This window comes from Shigella sonnei (assembly GCF_002950395.1).
Lineage (GTDB): Bacteria > Pseudomonadota > Gammaproteobacteria > Enterobacterales > Enterobacteriaceae > ECMA0423.
On sequence record NZ_CP026802.1, the window covers coordinates 286,403 to 302,473 of the forward strand.

Sequence of the window (16,071 nt, forward strand, 5' to 3'; positions counted from 1 at the left end):
GATACAACAGGTAGCATACCCGCTCAGAGAATATGCGGAAGTAAGGATTTAGCATATCTATATACAGAAGGGAAATAATGACATGCAAGATGGAATAAGGGGCGGCATAAGCCACCCCTGTTTCACACAAACGGTTTACAAAATAACCGGTAGATTGTTACCGCCACATCGCGTGTTTATCGCGATAGCAATCGACCCACATCGCCGTCGCGCCACAAACGGCAACGGGCATGATGAACAGATTAAGCAGCGGGATCATCGTAAACAGGCTGGTTAAAGCACCAAACTGCATATTGGTGATTTTGCGTGTGCGCAGGGCGGTGCGCATCTCTTTAAACGGCACTTTGTGGTTATCGAAGGGGTAATCGCAATACTGGATGGCTAACATCCAGGCGCTAAACAGGAACCACAGTACCGGCGCGACGGTTTGCCCAATACCAGGGATGAAGTAAAGAATTAGTAATACAATTGCGCGCGGCAGATACCAGGCAAATTTTTGCCATTCGCGTTTCATGATTCGCGGCACATCTTTCATGATACCGAAAATCCCGGTATCTGGCGGTGTAGCGCCAGTCAATCGTGCTTCCAGTTGTTCAGCCAATAAACCGTTAAACGGAGCGGCAATCCAGTTAGCAATCGTGGAGAAGAAATAGCCAAACACTAACAGCACAGAGATGACAGCCAGAGGCCACAACAGATAACTCAGCCATTGTAGCCAGTCCGGAACGTAACTCATGAGAGTCGGGATCCAGACATCGAGCTGTGTAAAGAGCCACCAGAATGCGCCCCCCATCAACAAAATATTGACCAGCAGCGGTAAAATAACGAAACGCCGAATCCCAGGTTGCGAGACGAGCTTCCAGCCTTGCGCAAAATAGTAAAAACCGCTGCGTGGGGCAGATGTGAATGATGAAACCATAATCAGGATGAGCTCCTTTTGACCAATCCCAGGAAAATTCTGCGTATTTTACCGGGTAATTGCGCAATGGACAGTTAGGATATGTTCGAAAAAACAGCAAAAAGCACGATTTCATCTATCTTTGTGCTGTGAAAGTTAATAGTGCACTTGCACTTGAGGTAATCGGCAAATACTCTTAGTGAGTAAATGTTTGCCGTGGTGGCAAGGTGTTAGAACAACAGAGAATATAATGATGCAGGATTTGCGTCTGATATTAATCATTGTTGGCGCGATCGCCATAATCGCTTTACTGGTACATGGTTTCTGGACCAGCCGTAAAGAACGATCTTCTATGTTCCGCGATCGGCCATTAAAACGAATGAAGTCAAAACGTGACGACGATTCTTATGACGAGGATGTCGAAGATGATGAGGGCGTTGGTGAGGTTCGTGTTCACCGCGTGAATCATGCCCCGGCTAACGCTCAGGAGCATGAGGCTGCTCGTCCGTCGCCGCAACACCAGTACCAACCGCCTTATGCGTCTGCGCAGCCGCGTCAACCGATCCAGCAGCCGCCTGAAGCGCAGGTACCGCCGCAACATGCTCCGCGTCCAGCGCAGCCGATGCAGCAGCCTGCCTATCAGCCGCAGCCTGAACAGCCGTTGCAGCAGCCAGTTTCGCCACAGGTCGCGCCAGCGCCGCAGCCTGTGCATTCAGCACCGCAACCGGCACAACAGGCTTTCCAGCCTGCAGAACCCGTAGCGGCACCACAGCCTGAGCCTGTAGCGGAACCGGCTCCAGTTATGGATAAACCGAAGCGCAAAGAAGCGGTGATTATCATGAACGTCGCGGCGCATCACGGTAGCGAGCTAAACGGTGAACTGCTTCTTAACAGCATTCAACAAGCGGGCTTCATTTTTGGCGATATGAATATTTACCATCGTCATCTTAGCCCGGATGGCAGCGGCCCGGCGTTATTCAGCCTGGCGAATATGGTGAAACCGGGAACCTTTGATCCTGAAATGAAGGATTTCACTACTCCGGGTGTCACTATCTTTATGCAGGTACCGTCTTACGGTGACGAGCTGCAGAACTTCAAGCTGATGCTGCAATCTGCGCAGCATATTGCCGATGAAGTGGGCGGTGTCGTGCTTGACGATCAGCGCCGTATGATGACTCCGCAGAAATTGCGCGAGTACCAGGACATCATCCGCGAAGTCAAAGACGCCAACGCCTGATACACTTAAGGCAAATTAACTCCTCTTCGAACCCCCGCTTGTCGGGGGTTTTTAGCATTGATGGTGCGATATGGAATCAATCGAACAACAACTGACAGAACTGCGAACGACGCTTCGCCATCATGAATATCTTTATCATGTGATGGATGCGCCGGAAATTCCCGACGCTGAATACGACAGGCTGATGCGCGAACTGCGCGAGCTGGAAACCAAACATCCAGAACTGATTACGCCTGATTCGCCTACCCAACGTGTAGGTGCTGCGCCGCTGGCGGCTTTCAGCCAGATACGCCATGAAGTACCAATGCTGTCACTGGATAACGTTTTTGATGAAGAAAGCTTTCTTGCTTTCAACAAACGTGTGCAGGACCGTCTGAAAAACAACGAGAAAGTCACCTGGTGCTGTGAGCTGAAGCTGGATGGCCTTGCCGTCAGTATTCTGTATGAAAATGGCGTTTTAGTCAGTGCCGCGACCCGTGGCGATGGCACCACCGGGGAAGATATCACGTCTAATGTGCGTACTATTCGCGCCATTCCGCTGAAGCTGCACGGAGAGAATATCCCGGCGCGTCTGGAAGTGCGTGGTGAAGTGTTCCTGCCGCAGGCGGGGTTCGAAAAGATTAACGAAGATGCGCGACGCACGGGCGGGAAAGTTTTTGCTAACCCACGTAATGCGGCAGCTGGTTCACTGCGTCAGCTTGATCCGCGTATTACAGCGAAGCGACCGCTCACTTTTTTCTGCTATGGCGTTGGTGTTCTGGAAGGTGGCGAGCTGCCGGATACTCATCTTGGCCGTTTACTGCAATTTAAAAAGTGGGGGTTGCCGGTCAGCGATCGGGTAACGCTTTGTGAATCGGCGGAAGAAGTGCTGGCGTTCTATCACAAAGTGGAAGAAGACCGCCCGACGCTGGGCTTTGATATCGACGGCGTGGTGATTAAGGTCAACTCACTGGAACAGCAGGAGCAGCTTGGCTTTGTCGCGCGTGCCCCGCGCTGGGCGGTAGCGTTTAAATTCCCGGCGCAGGAGCAGATGACCTTTGTGCGTGACGTCGAGTTTCAGGTTGGGCGTACTGGCGCGATTACGCCTGTTGCGCGTCTGGAACCTGTCCATGTTGCTGGCGTGCTGGTGAGTAACGCAACCTTACACAATGCGGATGAAATCGAACGTCTTGGTTTACGCATTGGCGATAAAGTGGTGATTCGCCGCGCTGGCGACGTGATCCCGCAGGTGGTTAACGTCGTGCTTTCTGAACGCCCGGAAGATACCCGTGAGGTTGTATTCCCGACGCATTGTCCGGTATGTGGTTCTGACGTTGAGCGTGTGGAAGGTGAAGCGGTTGCCCGCTGTACCGGTGGCCTGATTTGCGGTGCGCAGCGTAAAGAGTCGCTGAAACACTTTGTTTCCCGCCGTGCGATGGATGTTGACGGAATGGGCGACAAAATCATCGATCAGCTGGTTGAAAAAGAATATGTCCACACTCCGGCAGATCTGTTCAAACTCACCGCAGGCAAACTGACCGGACTGGAGCGTATGGGGCCAAAATCGGCACAAAACGTGGTTAACGCGCTGGAAAAAGCGAAAGAAACCACCTTTGCTCGCTTCCTCTATGCACTTGGCATCCGTGAAGTCGGCGAGGCCACCGCAGCAGGTCTGGCGGCATATTTCGGCACGCTGGAAGTGCTGGAAGCCGCTTCGATTGAAGAGCTGCAAAAGGTGCCTGATGTTGGCATTGTCGTTGCATCCCACGTTCACAACTTCTTTGCCGAAGAAAGCAACCGCAATGTCATCAGCGAGCTGTTGGCGGAAGGTGTTCACTGGCCTGCGCCGATCGTTATCAACGCGGAAGAGATTGACAGCCCGTTTGCTGGTAAAACCGTGGTGCTTACGGGCAGCTTAAGCCAGATGTCGCGTGATGACGCTAAAGCTCGACTGGTCGAACTGGGCGCGAAAGTCGCGGGCAGCGTGTCGAAGAAAACCGATCTGGTGATAGCGGGTGAAGCTGCAGGATCTAAACTGGCGAAGGCGCAGGAACTGGGCATTGAAGTCATCGACGAAGCGGAAATGCTGCGTTTGCTGGGTAGCTGAGATGGAAAAAGAGCAGCTGATTGAAATAGCCAATACGATAATGCCGTTTGGCAAATACAAAGGGCGTCGCTTAATCGACCTGCCGGAGGAGTATCTGCTGTGGTTTGCCCGCAAAGATGAGTTCCCGGCAGGGAAGCTCGGTGAGCTAATGCAAATCACGCTGCTGATTAAAACCGAGGGGCTGACGCAACTGGTCCAGCCCCTGAAGCGTCCGCTTTAAGCTTTATCGGCGCTGCTTTCCTGCTGCGCCTGTAACTGTTCGGTCTGGCGTTTGTATCGACGCGCCAGCACCGCACAGACCATCAATTGGATCTGATGGAAAATCATCAGGGGCAGCACCATCATACCGATCACCGATGTGGGGAACAGAATGTTTGCCATCGGGATGCCATTTGCCAGACTCTTTTTCGAACCACAAAAGACGATAGTAATTTCATCTGCCTTATTGAAGCCCAGTCGGCGTGCCATAAAGACGTTAACTACAATCACGATAGCCAGAAGAACGCAGCTGACCACCACGATAAACAGCAATGATCCCCAGCCAACTTTATGCCAGATACCATTAACGACGGCTTCGCTGAACGCTGTATAAACCACCAACAGAATGGACGTCTGGTCAGTTTTCGCAATCCATTTTTTATTGCGCGACACCCAGTCACCAATCCACGGCCGGGAAAGATGCCCCAACACAAACGGCAGCAGCAGTTGCAGCATAATTTTACCGACCTGCTCAAGGCTGCCCCCTGCACCGTGAACATTCATCACCAGACCAACTAGCAATGGTGAAAGGAAAATCCCCAGCAGGCTGGATGCTGACGCAGAACAAACCGCCGCCGCGACGTTACCGCCCGCCATTGACGTGAAGGCGATTGCAGACTGCACGGTAGCCGGGAGAATGCACAAGTAGAGAAAACCGGAGTAGAGCATCGGGTCGACATTTACCGGTTTCCACCAGGCAAACAGTACACCCAGAATCGGAAACAGCACGAAGGTGCTGCACATTACCCACAAATGCAGTCGCCAGTGACCACCGCCAGCAATAATCGCCTCACGCGACAACTTCGCGCCGTGCATAAAGAACAGCAGGGCAATAGCTGCGGTGGTCAGATTTTCAAAGAAGGGGACGAAATCGCCTCTGGCCGGAAAGAAAGAGGCCAGCAACACCACCGTGATCAGGGTTAAGGTGAAAGGATCGAGGATACGAAAAAGTTTCATAAAGACTCCAGATGATCGATGGTTCTATTGTGCTTCTTCCAGTTTGAGAAATAAAATTGATTTATTGCATCCATTCATGAAGAAAACAGATGAATTATTCTTTAAAACAATTAAAGGTTTTCGTCACAGTAGCGCAGGAGAAAAGTTTTAGTCGTGCAGGAGAGCGTATCGGCTTGAGCCAGTCGGCAGTAAGTCACAGTGTGAAGGAGCTGGAAAATCATACTGGTGTTCGCCTGCTGGACAGAACCACGCGTGAAGTGGTGCTTACAGATGCAGGGCAGCAGTTGGCTTTGCGTCTTGAGCGACTGCTGGATGAACTTAACAGCACGTTGCGCGATACCGGGCGTATGGGGCAACAACTGAGCGGAAAAGTTCGGGTCGCTGCCAGCCAGACCATTTCCGCGCATCTTATTCCGCAATGCATTGCTGAAAGCCATCGCCGCTATCCAGATATTCAGTTTGTCCTGCACGATCGTCCGCAGCAGTGGGTGATGGAAAGTATTCGCCAGGGAGATGTCGATTTTTGCATCGTCATCGATCCAGGCCCAGTGGGCGATCTGCAATGTGAAGCGATTCTTTCCGAGCCTTTCTTTCTGCTTTGCCATCGCGATAGCGCTTTGGCCGTGGAAGATTATGTACCCTGGCAGGCATTACAGGGAGCGAAATTGGTGTTGCAGGATTACGCGTCAGGCAGCCGACCGCTGATTGACGCAGCGCTGGCGCGCAATGGTATTCAGGCGAATATTGTGCAGGAGATTGGACATCCGGCGACGCTGTTCCCGATGGTAGCCGCAGGCATCGGCATCAGTATTCTTCCCGCACTGGCGCTACCATTGCCTGAAGGTAGCCCACTGGTGGTAAAGCGCATTACGCCGGTTGTTGAACGCCAGTTGATGCTGGTGCGCAGGAAGAACCGTTCACTTTCCACCGCCGCTGAAGCGTTATGGGACGTGGTACGAGACCAGGGCAATGCGCTAATGGCTGGTTGGGAAGGGGCTCCGTTGTATCAGATATAGATATCGATATGAGTCGTATTTTCAACAGGATTTAGAAGGGATACATTCAGAGACAAACGCTGCTCTTTCTCCTGCGCCTTTTCTGCCTGCTGTCTCTGCAACTGCGCCAGTTGTGTTTCCAGTAGGGTGATTTGCTGTTGAATCAATTCGGCCTGTTTTTGTTTGTCTTCAGCACTGCCGCTAGTGTCTACAATCTCTTTAATTTGTTGAGTGAGTTTGATGATTTGCTGACTTATCCGCGCGATTTTTGAAGCAACATCGCTACCTTGTGATGCCCTGTTACTACTCTGTGTTTGTATGGAAGGAATTGAAGTTGAAGAGATAGTGGCCATTGTTCAGTCCTCGTCACTGTACGAGGTAATATCGGCAGAAGAACAAGGAACTTGAGAAGAAAAATCAATCTTACAAATCGCAGATAGCAAAAAAGCGCCTTTAGGGCGCTTTTTTACATTGGTGGGTCGTGCAGGATGACTCGCTTCGCTCGCCCTTCGGGCCGTCGCCGCGAGCGGCTCCGTTGTTTCGCTGCGCTCAACTCAAACCTGCTGCAGGTTCGAATCTTTGAGTATCGCAGATAGCAAAAAAGCGCCTTTAGGGCGCTTTTTTACATTGGTGGGTCGTGCAGGATTCGAACCTGCGACCAATTGATTAAAAGTCAACTGCTCTACCAACTGAGCTAACGACCCGAAGTGGTGGGTGATGACGGGATCGAACCGCCGACCCCCTCCTTGTAAGGGAGGTGCTCTCCCAGCTGAGCTAATCACCCACTTCGGTACTTCACATTTTTACAAGAAATTTAGCTGGCGAGAAATTGGTGGGTGATGACGGGATCGAACCGCCGACCCCCTCCTTGTAAGGGAGGTGCTCTCCCAGCTGAGCTAATCACCCACTTCTCAATTTCTTGCTACACGGCGGAGACTACATAAAGTAGTTGGTGGGTGATGACGGGATCGAACCGCCGACCCCCTCCTTGTAAGGGAGGTGCTCTCCCAGCTGAGCTAATCACCCCCGCTGTGTGGAGCCGCATTATAGGGAGAGTTCAAAATGAGTCAACGCATTTTCTAAAGAAATTGTTCGTTCGTCGTAAATTTAAGCAAGATGATCGCAAAACAGACCGTGTTGCGCAATTTGTCAACGAAAACAATAATGCGTAAGGTAGAAACCCGAACTACATTGAGGAATCAGGCGGGAGTGATAGAATATCGCCCACTCAATTTTTCCAGGATTTGCCGGTTGTCGGCATCTTTCTAAACGTAAGGCCATTTCATGAAAATCAAAACTCGCTTCGCGCCAAGCCCAACAGGCTATCTGCACGTTGGCGGCGCGCGTACTGCTCTTTACTCCTGGCTTTTTGCACGTAACCACGGCGGTGAGTTCGTGCTGCGTATTGAAGACACCGATCTTGAGCGTTCCACGCCGGAAGCTATCGAAGCCATTATGGATGGCATGAACTGGCTGAGCCTGGAGTGGGATGAAGGTCCGTACTACCAGACCAAACGTTTTGATCGCTACAACGCGGTGATCGATCAGATGCTGGAAGAGGGCACTGCTTATAAATGCTATTGCTCTAAAGAGCGCCTGGAAGCGCTGCGCGAAGAGCAAATGGCGAAAGGTGAGAAGCCGCGTTATGACGGTCGCTGCCGCCACAGCCATGAGCATCATGCTGATGATGAACCGTGTGTTGTACGTTTTGCTAACCCGCAGGAAGGTTCTGTTGTTTTTGACGATCAGATCCGTGGTCCGATCGAGTTCAGCAACCAGGAACTGGACGATCTTATTATCCGCCGTACCGATGGTTCCCCAACCTATAACTTCTGTGTGGTTGTCGATGACTGGGATATGGAAATCACCCACGTTATCCGTGGCGAAGACCATATCAACAACACGCCGCGCCAGATCAACATTCTTAAGGCCCTGAAAGCGCCGGTGCCGGTTTACGCGCACGTTTCTATGATCAATGGCGATGACGGTAAAAAACTGTCCAAACGTCACGGGGCAGTCAGCGTAATGCAGTATCGTGATGACGGTTATTTGCCAGAAGCACTGCTGAACTATCTGGTGCGTCTGGGCTGGTCCCACGGCGATCAGGAAATCTTCACTCGTGAAGAGATGATCAAATACTTCACTTTGAATGCCGTCAGCAAATCTGCCAGTGCGTTCAACACCGACAAGCTGCTGTGGCTGAACCATCACTACATTAACGCGCTGCCGCCGGAGTATGTTGCTACTCACTTACAGTGGCACATTGAGCAGGAAAATATCGATACCCGTAACGGCCCGCAGCTGGCTGATCTGGTGAAACTGCTGGGCGAACGCTGCAAGACGCTGAAAGAGATGGCACAGAGCTGCCGTTATTTCTACGAAGATTTTGCTGAGTTCGATGCCGATGCGGCGAAAAAACATCTGCGTCCGGTAGCGCGTCAGCCGCTGGAAGTGGTTCGTGACAAACTGGCCGCGATTACTGACTGGACCGCTGAAAACGTTCATCACGCTATTCAGGCGACGGCGGATGAGCTGGAAGTGGGTATGGGTAAAGTTGGTATGCCGCTGCGTGTCGCCGTAACCGGGGCGGGGCAGTCTCCAGCACTGGATGTTACCGTTCACGCAATTGGTAAGACCCGCAGTATCGAGCGTATCAACAAAGCGCTGGATTTTATTGCTGAACGCGAAAATCAGCAGTAATTAGCGTGTAAAAAGATAAACGGCAGGAGATAATATCCTGCCGTTTTTTATTTATGCTGATTCGTCAATATCGAGACGGGCGAGGAAATTGCGAATTCCTTCACGTGACAAAAATTGCGCGACTTTTCCCTGCTCAATGTCTGTCATATTATCTATCGCGTTGATGATTTGTCGATACGCCGGGGCGCGTGCTCCAGGAGCGTATTCAGCAATTCTCTCTTCAGCTTCCATCAACATTGGTGTGTTATGGAAGGCTGGCGTGTTCTGAATAAACTCGCAAACTTGCGTATCGACCAGAATAAGTCTGGCACGACCGCCTTTCACGCCGGGAAATTTTTCCGTTTTCCAGCCTTTTTCTCTGATCCAACGGTTAACAGTTTGTTTAGCCACACCGAGGCATTCAGCCAGTTCTTCGGTGGTCATTTTATTGCGTAATCTTTTCATATTATTTGCTATCGCGAATCCCTAAGCGTTGTAACAATCCGATAATCCCTTCCCGCAGAAGCAAGGATGTAAACTGTTTTTGTTCAACTGGCGTCATCTCTTTCGCCAGTGTCACCAGCAATACTTCAAGCGGCGCATCACCAGAAAGGGCAGGCGCTTCTCCCTGACCTTCTGGACGTTCAGCATTGCGAATATATTCACGAACCTGTTCATTGACGTGAACCAGTCGGGCTTTGCCACCCTGGACGCCAGGTTTTGGTGACGTTGTCCAGCCCTCCTTGCGTACCCATTTATTAATGGTCTGGCGGCTATAGCCGGTCAGTCTGGCAAGTTCATCTGGTGTCATCCTCTCCTTGAACATAACAATTCCCTGAATGTATGTGGGTCTATTAGTAGTTCATTTTATAACACCACTTTACAGGAAACCGTGACATGAATAACTACTGAATGCGAGCGGTTTTCCAAAATTGTTCATTTGCCTGATTTTTCAGCGATTGAAACTACACGTTGCAATTTGCCGTTGACACATTCGGGCGGAATTCATATGATGCCGCCCGTCAACTCGACAAGCTTTACGTGACGGGGCTATAGCTCAGCTGGGAGAGCGCTTGCATGGCATGCAAGAGGTCAGCGGTTCGATCCCGCTTAGCTCCACCAAATTTTGCACCCAGCAAATTTGGTACGTAAACGCATCGTGGGGCTATAGCTCAGCTGGGAGAGCGCTTGCATGGCATGCAAGAGGTCAGCGGTTCGATCCCGCTTAGCTCCACCAAATTTCCAACCCTCGCTGCAAAGCGGGGGTTTTTTGTCTCTGCTTTTTGCCGCTTTTGTAATACAGTCTACGTCCGGGTTAGTGCCGCCTGGTGAAAGCATCATTGGATGAAAAATCGGCAACAGGCTGGCCCCCTGTTTGCTTCGCGATGCGAATAAACTTATTATTTGTGTGCCTGAAAACCCCGATCAGTGAGAGTAGTGTACTCATGTTTGTGGAGCATAACCTGATAAAAAATATCAAGATATTCACACTAGCGTTTACGCTCACCGTGGTACTTATTCAGCTATCCCGTTTTATTTCGCCACTTGCCATTATCCATTCCAGTTATATCTTTCTGGCGTGGATGCCACTGTGCGTAATGCTGTCAATCTTGTTTATCTTTGGCTGGCGCGGTGTCGTTCCCGTTTTATGCGGGATGTTTTGCACCAATCTGTGGAACTTTCATCTCTCTTTTTTACAGACTGCGGTCATGCTCGGTAGCCAGACGTTTGTCGTGTTGTGTGCCTGCGCAATATTACGCTGGCAGCTGGGGACGCGTTGGCGTTATGGATTGACCAGCCGATATGTCTGGCAACGTCTGTTCTGGCTTGGTTTGGTGACGCCGATCGGCATCAAATGCAGCATGTATCTTGTGGGGAGCTTCTTTGATTTCCCGCTAAAGATATCCACCTTTTTCGGCGATGCGGATGCCATTTTCACGGTCGTTGATTTGCTAAGCCTTTTCACCGCTGTGCTTATTTACAACATGCTTTTCTACTATCTCACTCGCATGATTGTAAGTCCCCACTTTGCGCAGATATTGTGGCGCAGGGATATCGCGCCGTCGTTGGGCAAAGAGAAACGCGCATTTACCTTAAGCTGGCTGGCAGCGTTAAGCGTGCTTCTACTTCTGTTGTGCACACCTTATGAAAACGACTTTATTGCCGGTTACCTGGTACCCGTTTTCTTCATCATCTTTACCCTCGGGGTCGGTAAGCTTCGCTATCCGTTTTTAAATCTCACCTGGGCTGTTTCAACGCTTTGCCTTCTGAATTACAACCAGAACTTTTTGCAAGGGGTGGAAACCGAATATTCGCTGGCATTTATTCTTGCGGTGCTGATTTCCTTTAGCGTTTGCCTGCTCTATATGGTGCGCATTTATCATCGCAGTGAATGGCTTAATCGCCGCTGGCATTTGCAGGCGCTGACCGATCCGTTAACGCTCCTGCCCAACTTCCGTGCGTTGGAACAAGCGCCGGAGCAAGAGGCGGGCAAGAGTTTTGCTGCCTGCGCATTGATAATCTTGAGTTTATGAGTCGTCATTACGGCTTAATGATGCGCGTTCACTGTATCCGATCAATTTACCGTACGCTGCTGCCGTTGATGCAGGAAAACGAAAAGTTATATCAATTGCCGGGTAGTGAACTGCTGTTAGTGCTGAGCGGGCCGGAAACGGAAGGGCGACTCCAGCATATGGTTAACATCCTGAATAGTCGGCAAATTCACTGGAACAATACCGGGCTGGATATGGGCTATGGTGCTGCCTGGGGGCGTTTTGATGGAAATCAGGAAACCCTGCAACCCTTGTTGGGGCAGTTAAGCTGGCTGGCGGAGCAATCCTGCGCACATCATCATGTGCTGGCGCTGGATAGCAGAGAGGAGATGGTTTCCGGGCAGACCACTAAACAGGTGCTATTGCTGAATACCATTCGCACGGCGTTAGATCAGGGTGATTTGCTGCTCTACGCCCAGCCAATTCGCAACAAAGAGGGTGAAGGTTATGATGAGATCCTCGCGCGACTGAAATATGACGGCGGCATTATGACCCCGGATAAGTTTCTGCCCCTTATTGCTCAGTTTAACCTTAGCGCGCGTTTTGATTTGCAAGTGCTGGAATCCTTGTTGAAGTGGCTGGCAACACACCCTTGCGACAAAAAAGGACCGCGCTTTTCAGTCAATTTAATGCCGCTCACGCTGCTGCAAAAGAATATTGCCGGGCGGATTATTCGTCTGTTTAAGCGTTATCACATCTCCCCGCAGGCGGTCATTCTTGAGATCACCGAGGAGCAGGCGTTTTCTAACGCAGAAAGCAGCATGTACAACATCGAGCAGCTGCATAAGTTTGGTTTCCGGATTGCGATTGATGACTTTGGCACCGGATATGCCAACTACGAACGGTTAAAGCGTTTGCAGGCTGATATCATCAAAATTGATGGCGTCTTTGTGAAAGATATTGTCACGAATACGCTGGATGCGATGATTGTGAGATCAATTACCGATCTGGCGAAAGCGAAGTCATTGAGTGTGGTCGCGGAGTTTGTCGAGACGCAACAGCAGCAGGCGCTATTGCATAAGCTCGGGGTGCAATATCTGCAAGGGTATTTGATTGGTCGCCCGCAGCCATTAGCTGATTAACAGGCGTAAAAAAGCCGGGGAATGATCCCCGGCTTTTTTATGTATGGTTTTACAGCACCAGTGCTGCGATTGACGCAGACAGCACACTCACCAGGGTAGAGCCGTAAACCAGTTTCAGACCGAAGCGAGAAACCACGTTACCTTGCTCTTCATTCAGGCCTTTAACTGCACCTGCGATAATCCCGATTGAAGAGAAGTTAGCGAAGGAAACCAGGAACACAGAGATGATGCCTTCAGCACGCGGAGAGAGCGTGGAAGCAATTTTCTGCAGATCCATCATCGCAACGAACTCGTTGGAAACCAGTTTGGTCGCCATGATACTGCCCACTTGCAGTGCTTCACTGGAAGGAACACCCATCACCCATGCAATCGGATAGAAGATGTAGCCCAGGATGCCCTGGAAGGAGATGCTGTAGCCAAACCAGCCAGTAACGGTGGCAAACAGTGCGTTCAGCGCGGCGATCAGGGCGATAAAGCCGATCAGCATCGCGGCAACGATAATGGCAACTTTGAAACCTGCCAGAATGTATTCACCCAGCATTTCGAAGAAGCTCTGACCTTCGTGCAGGTTGGACATCTGGATGTTTTCTTCACTGGCATCAACACGGTAAGGATTGATCAGCGACAGCACGATAAAGGTGCTGAACATGTTCAGTACCAGCGCAGCAACGACGTATTTCGGTTCCAGCATGGTCATGTATGCACCAACGATGGACATCGACACGGTGGACATTGCCGTGGCAGCCATGGTGTACATACGATTACGGGAGATTTTGCCGAGGATATCTTTATAGGCAATAAAGTTTTCAGACTGACCCAGAATCAGGGAGCTGACGGCGTTAAAGGATTCCAGTTTGCCCATACCGTTGACTTTGGAGAGCAGGAAACCAATTGCGCGGATAATCACCGGCAACACGCGAATGTGCTGGAGAATACCGATCAGTGCAGAGATAAAGACGATTGGGCACAGCACTTTCAGGAAGAAGAATGCCAGGCCTTGATCATTCATGCTACCAAAGACGAAGTTAGTCCCTTCGTTGGCAAATCTGAGCAGTTTTTCGAACATTTCGGAGAAGCCTTTCACGAAGCCTAAACCAACGTCGGAGTTCAGGAAGAACCACGCCAGTAACACTTCGATAACAAGCAGTTGAATAACATAACGGATACGAATTTTTTTGCGGTCGCTGCTTACCAGCAGTGCGAGAATCGCAACAACGGCAAGTGCCAGTACAAAATGAAGGACGCGGTCCATATTTGCTCCAAATATGAGGCAGGTTAAATTTCCGTGCACATTCTATGTAACATGGTTAAGGAAAACGAGATCTGACACACACTATAATGACGTCCTGTGACAGGCTTCAAAAATAGTGATCTGTCATACATTTCTGCTATGTTGTGTATGGAAGCTGAAAGTTATGTAAATGTGCTAACATTAAACATAACCATAACATTCAAGTCATCAATCTTTTCGTAGTCATAATCCTGGTCTATCAGAGAAATCACCACAATCCATTTAAATGAATTTGATAATCATTCTCGTTTATCATAGCATGAAACATAGCAAAGGCTATGTTTTAGAGGCACAAGATGACGAACTATCGCGTTGAGAGTAGCAGCGGACGGGCGGCGCGCAAGATGAGGCTCGCATTAATGGGACCTGCGTTCATTGCGGCGATTGGTTATATCGATCCCGGTAACTTTGCGACCAATATTCAGGCGGGTGCCAGCTTCGGCTATCAGCTACTGTGGGTTGTCGTTTGGGCCAACCTGATGGCGATGCTGATTCAGATCCTCTCTGCCAAACTAGGGATTGCCACCGGAAAAAATCTGGCGGAGCAGATTCGTGATCACTATCCGCGTCCCGTAGTGTGGTTCTATTGGGTTCAGGCAGAAATTATTGCGATGGCAACCGACCTGGCGGAATTTATTGGTGCGGCGATCGGTTTTAAACTCATTCTTGGTGTCTCGTTGTTGCAGGGCGCGGTGCTGACGGGGATCGCGACTTTCCTGATTTTAATGCTGCAACGTCGCGGGCAAAAACCACTGGAGAAAGTGATTGGCGGGTTACTGTTGTTTGTTGCCGCGGCTTACATTGTCGAGTTGATTTTCTCCCAGCCTAACCTGGCGCAGCTGGGTAAAGGAATGGTGATCCCGAGTTTACCTACTTCGGAGGCGGTCTTCCTGGCAGCAGGCGTGTTAGGGGCGACGATTATGCCGCATGTGATTTATTTGCACTCTTCGCTCACTCAGCATTTACATGGCGGTTCGCGTCAACAACGTTATTCCGCCACCAAATGGGATGTGGCTATCGCCATGACGATTGCCGGTTTTGTCAATCTGGCGATGATGGCTACAGCTGCGGCGGCGTTCCACTTTTCTGGTCATACTGGTGTTGCCGATCTTGATGAGGCTTATCTGACGCTGCAACCGCTGTTAAGCCATGCTGCGGCAACGGTCTTTGGGTTAAGTCTGGTTGCTGCCGGACTGTCCTCAACGGTGGTGGGGACACTGGCGGGGCAGGTGGTGATGCAGGGATTCATTCGCTTCCATATCCCGCTGTGGGTGCGTCGTACAGTCACCATGTTGCCGTCATTTATTGTCATTCTGATGGGATTAGATCCGACACGGATTCTGGTTATGAGTCAGGTGCTGTTAAGTTTTGGTATCGCCCTGGCGCTGGTTCCACTGCTGATTTTCACCAGTGACAGCAAGTTGATGGGCGATCTGGTGAACAGCAAACGCGTAAAACAGACAGGCTGGGTGATTGTAGTGCTGGTCGTGGCGCTGAATATCTGGTTGTTGGTGGGGACGGCGCTGGGATTGTAGTTGAATGAGCGTCGCATCTGGCACTATTGGCGGATGCGGCGTAAACGCCTTATCCGCCCTACGCGTTAAAGAGCCGGTTTGTAGGCCTGATAAGACGCGCTAGCGTCGCATCAGGCATTGTGCTCCATTGGAGGACGCGTTTAATGGCGGTGCCCATGTCCGCGGCCTTTTCCGCGATGATCGTCACGATCGCGCCAGCCTTCACGATAGCCACGCTCATATGCTTTACGCTTATCCCAGCCACGATGATAGCCATTATCATGACGCCACCAGCGGTTTTTGCGCCATTCATAATTGCGATGCCAGTAATCACGATCTCGCCAGTGACCACCGTCCCAGTAATTACCGTAATGATCGCGATCGCCAATTTGTAATTTGATCGATGGCAGTAGGGTGATTTCACCTGCATTTGCTGCAAGCGGGGTAAATGCCATCAGGGCGGCCGCCAGAAACAGTGACCTGAACATTGTTATTCTCCTTCACGATCGAAGCCGTCAGCGG

Annotated in this window: 14 protein-coding genes, 6 tRNA genes, 1 other RNA gene and 1 pseudogene; 10 read left to right on the forward strand and 12 right to left on the reverse strand. The window is 50.6% G+C overall.

Going from position 1 to position 16,071, the window contains the following annotated elements; genetic code table 11:
• Positions 1-157 precede the first annotated feature (157 nt).
• Positions 158-919: a sulfate transporter CysZ gene (gene cysZ, locus C1P89_RS01590; RefSeq protein WP_000254839.1), complete on the reverse strand. Its 762-nt coding sequence runs from the start codon at positions 917-919 to the stop codon at positions 158-160.
• 229 nt (positions 920-1,148) lie between these two features.
• On the opposite strand from cysZ, the gene zipA reads away from it, so the two are divergent.
• The 3 genes from zipA (at position 1,149) to C1P89_RS01605 (ending at position 4,441) form a co-directional block, all read left to right on the forward strand.
• A complete protein-coding gene (gene zipA / locus C1P89_RS01595; RefSeq protein WP_005136557.1) occupies positions 1,149-2,135 on the forward strand; it encodes a cell division protein ZipA in 987 nt (328 codons plus the stop codon).
• A 70-nt stretch (positions 2,136-2,205) separates the two neighbouring features.
• Entirely contained in the window at positions 2,206-4,221 is a 2,016-nt protein-coding gene (gene ligA / locus C1P89_RS01600) for an NAD-dependent DNA ligase LigA (protein WP_000443667.1), read from the forward strand.
• Position 4,222: 1 nt separating this feature from the next.
• Positions 4,223-4,441 (forward strand): DUF3820 family protein, encoded by a 219-nt coding sequence (locus C1P89_RS01605; protein WP_000410201.1) that lies wholly within the window; start codon positions 4,223-4,225, stop codon positions 4,439-4,441.
• Here C1P89_RS01605 and C1P89_RS01610 read toward each other — a convergent pair.
• Entirely contained in the window at positions 4,438-5,436 is a 999-nt protein-coding gene (locus C1P89_RS01610; RefSeq protein WP_000765604.1) for a bile acid:sodium symporter family protein, read from the reverse strand. The genes C1P89_RS01605 and C1P89_RS01610 overlap by 4 nt on opposite strands.
• An 89-nt stretch (positions 5,437-5,525) precedes the next feature.
• Between C1P89_RS01610 and C1P89_RS01615 the strand changes: the two genes are divergently transcribed.
• The gene (locus C1P89_RS01615) at positions 5,526-6,452 is read left to right on the forward strand and encodes a LysR family transcriptional regulator (RefSeq protein WP_001109787.1); all 927 of its coding nucleotides are present in this window, start codon (positions 5,526-5,528) and stop codon (positions 6,450-6,452) included.
• Here the strand turns inward: C1P89_RS01615 and C1P89_RS01620 are convergent.
• The 6 genes from C1P89_RS01620 to C1P89_RS01645 form a co-directional block, all read right to left on the reverse strand.
• Complete coding sequence (locus tag C1P89_RS01620; protein WP_000201406.1) at positions 6,443-6,784, reverse strand: FlxA-like family protein; 342 nt, start codon at positions 6,782-6,784, stop codon at positions 6,443-6,445. The genes C1P89_RS01615 and C1P89_RS01620 overlap by 10 nt on opposite strands.
• A 119-nt stretch (positions 6,785-6,903) precedes the next feature.
• Positions 6,904-7,029, reverse strand: a non-coding RNA gene (locus C1P89_RS01625) — RtT sRNA.
• A gap of 30 nt (positions 7,030-7,059) precedes the next feature.
• A tRNA-Lys gene (locus tag C1P89_RS01630) sits at positions 7,060-7,135 on the reverse strand.
• A gap of 4 nt (positions 7,136-7,139) precedes the next feature.
• Positions 7,140-7,215, reverse strand: a tRNA-Val gene (locus tag C1P89_RS01635).
• Between the two features lie 46 nt (positions 7,216-7,261).
• Positions 7,262-7,337: transfer RNA gene (locus C1P89_RS01640), tRNA-Val, on the reverse strand.
• A 44-nt stretch (positions 7,338-7,381) separates the two neighbouring features.
• Positions 7,382-7,457 (reverse strand) — tRNA-Val (locus tag C1P89_RS01645).
• A 258-nt stretch (positions 7,458-7,715) separates the two neighbouring features.
• Between C1P89_RS01645 and gltX the strand changes: the two genes are divergently transcribed.
• On the forward strand, positions 7,716-9,131 hold the full coding sequence (gltX, locus tag C1P89_RS01650; RefSeq protein ID WP_000695655.1) for a glutamate--tRNA ligase: 1,416 nt from the start codon (positions 7,716-7,718) through the stop codon (positions 9,129-9,131).
• A gap of 51 nt (positions 9,132-9,182) precedes the next feature.
• On the opposite strand, the gene C1P89_RS01655 is transcribed toward gltX, so the two are convergent.
• Both C1P89_RS01655 and C1P89_RS01660 read right to left on the reverse strand, forming a co-directional pair.
• Positions 9,183-9,575: a MerR family transcriptional regulator gene (locus C1P89_RS01655; protein WP_000826505.1), complete on the reverse strand. Its 393-nt coding sequence runs from the start codon at positions 9,573-9,575 to the stop codon at positions 9,183-9,185.
• Between the two features lies 1 nt (position 9,576).
• Positions 9,577-9,936, reverse strand: coding sequence for a YfeC-like transcriptional regulator (locus tag C1P89_RS01660; protein ID WP_000472021.1), 360 nt, complete (start codon positions 9,934-9,936; stop codon positions 9,577-9,579).
• A gap of 220 nt (positions 9,937-10,156) precedes the next feature.
• Here C1P89_RS01660 and C1P89_RS01665 point away from each other — a divergent pair.
• From C1P89_RS01665 to C1P89_RS01675, 3 genes and pseudogenes are all read left to right on the forward strand, one after another.
• Positions 10,157-10,232, forward strand: a tRNA-Ala gene (locus tag C1P89_RS01665).
• A gap of 39 nt (positions 10,233-10,271) precedes the next feature.
• Positions 10,272-10,347 (forward strand) — tRNA-Ala (locus C1P89_RS01670).
• Positions 10,348-10,555: 208 nt separating this feature from the next.
• Positions 10,556-12,744, forward strand: a pseudogene (locus C1P89_RS01675) (bifunctional diguanylate cyclase/phosphodiesterase).
• 49 nt (positions 12,745-12,793) lie between these two features.
• Here the strand turns inward: C1P89_RS01675 and nupC are convergent.
• Positions 12,794-13,996: a nucleoside permease NupC gene (gene nupC, locus C1P89_RS01680; RefSeq protein ID WP_005143092.1), complete on the reverse strand. Its 1,203-nt coding sequence runs from the start codon at positions 13,994-13,996 to the stop codon at positions 12,794-12,796.
• A gap of 298 nt (positions 13,997-14,294) precedes the next feature.
• Between nupC and C1P89_RS26380 the strand changes: the two genes are divergently transcribed.
• Both C1P89_RS26380 and C1P89_RS01685 read left to right on the forward strand, forming a co-directional pair.
• The gene (locus C1P89_RS26380) at positions 14,295-14,351 is read left to right on the forward strand and encodes a hypothetical protein (RefSeq protein WP_418134935.1); all 57 of its coding nucleotides are present in this window, start codon (positions 14,295-14,297) and stop codon (positions 14,349-14,351) included.
• Entirely contained in the window at positions 14,332-15,570 is a 1,239-nt protein-coding gene (locus tag C1P89_RS01685) for an Nramp family divalent metal transporter (RefSeq protein ID WP_000186369.1), read from the forward strand. Before C1P89_RS26380 ends, C1P89_RS01685 begins: the two co-directional genes overlap by 20 nt.
• A 140-nt stretch (positions 15,571-15,710) precedes the next feature.
• Here C1P89_RS01685 and ypeC read toward each other — a convergent pair whose 3' ends face one another.
• Positions 15,711-16,037 carry a DUF2502 domain-containing protein YpeC gene (ypeC, locus tag C1P89_RS01690; RefSeq protein ID WP_000490072.1) on the reverse strand — a complete coding sequence of 109 codons (327 nt, stop codon included), beginning with the start codon at positions 16,035-16,037 and terminating at the stop codon, positions 15,711-15,713.
• Between the last annotated feature and the right edge of the window lie 34 nt (positions 16,038-16,071).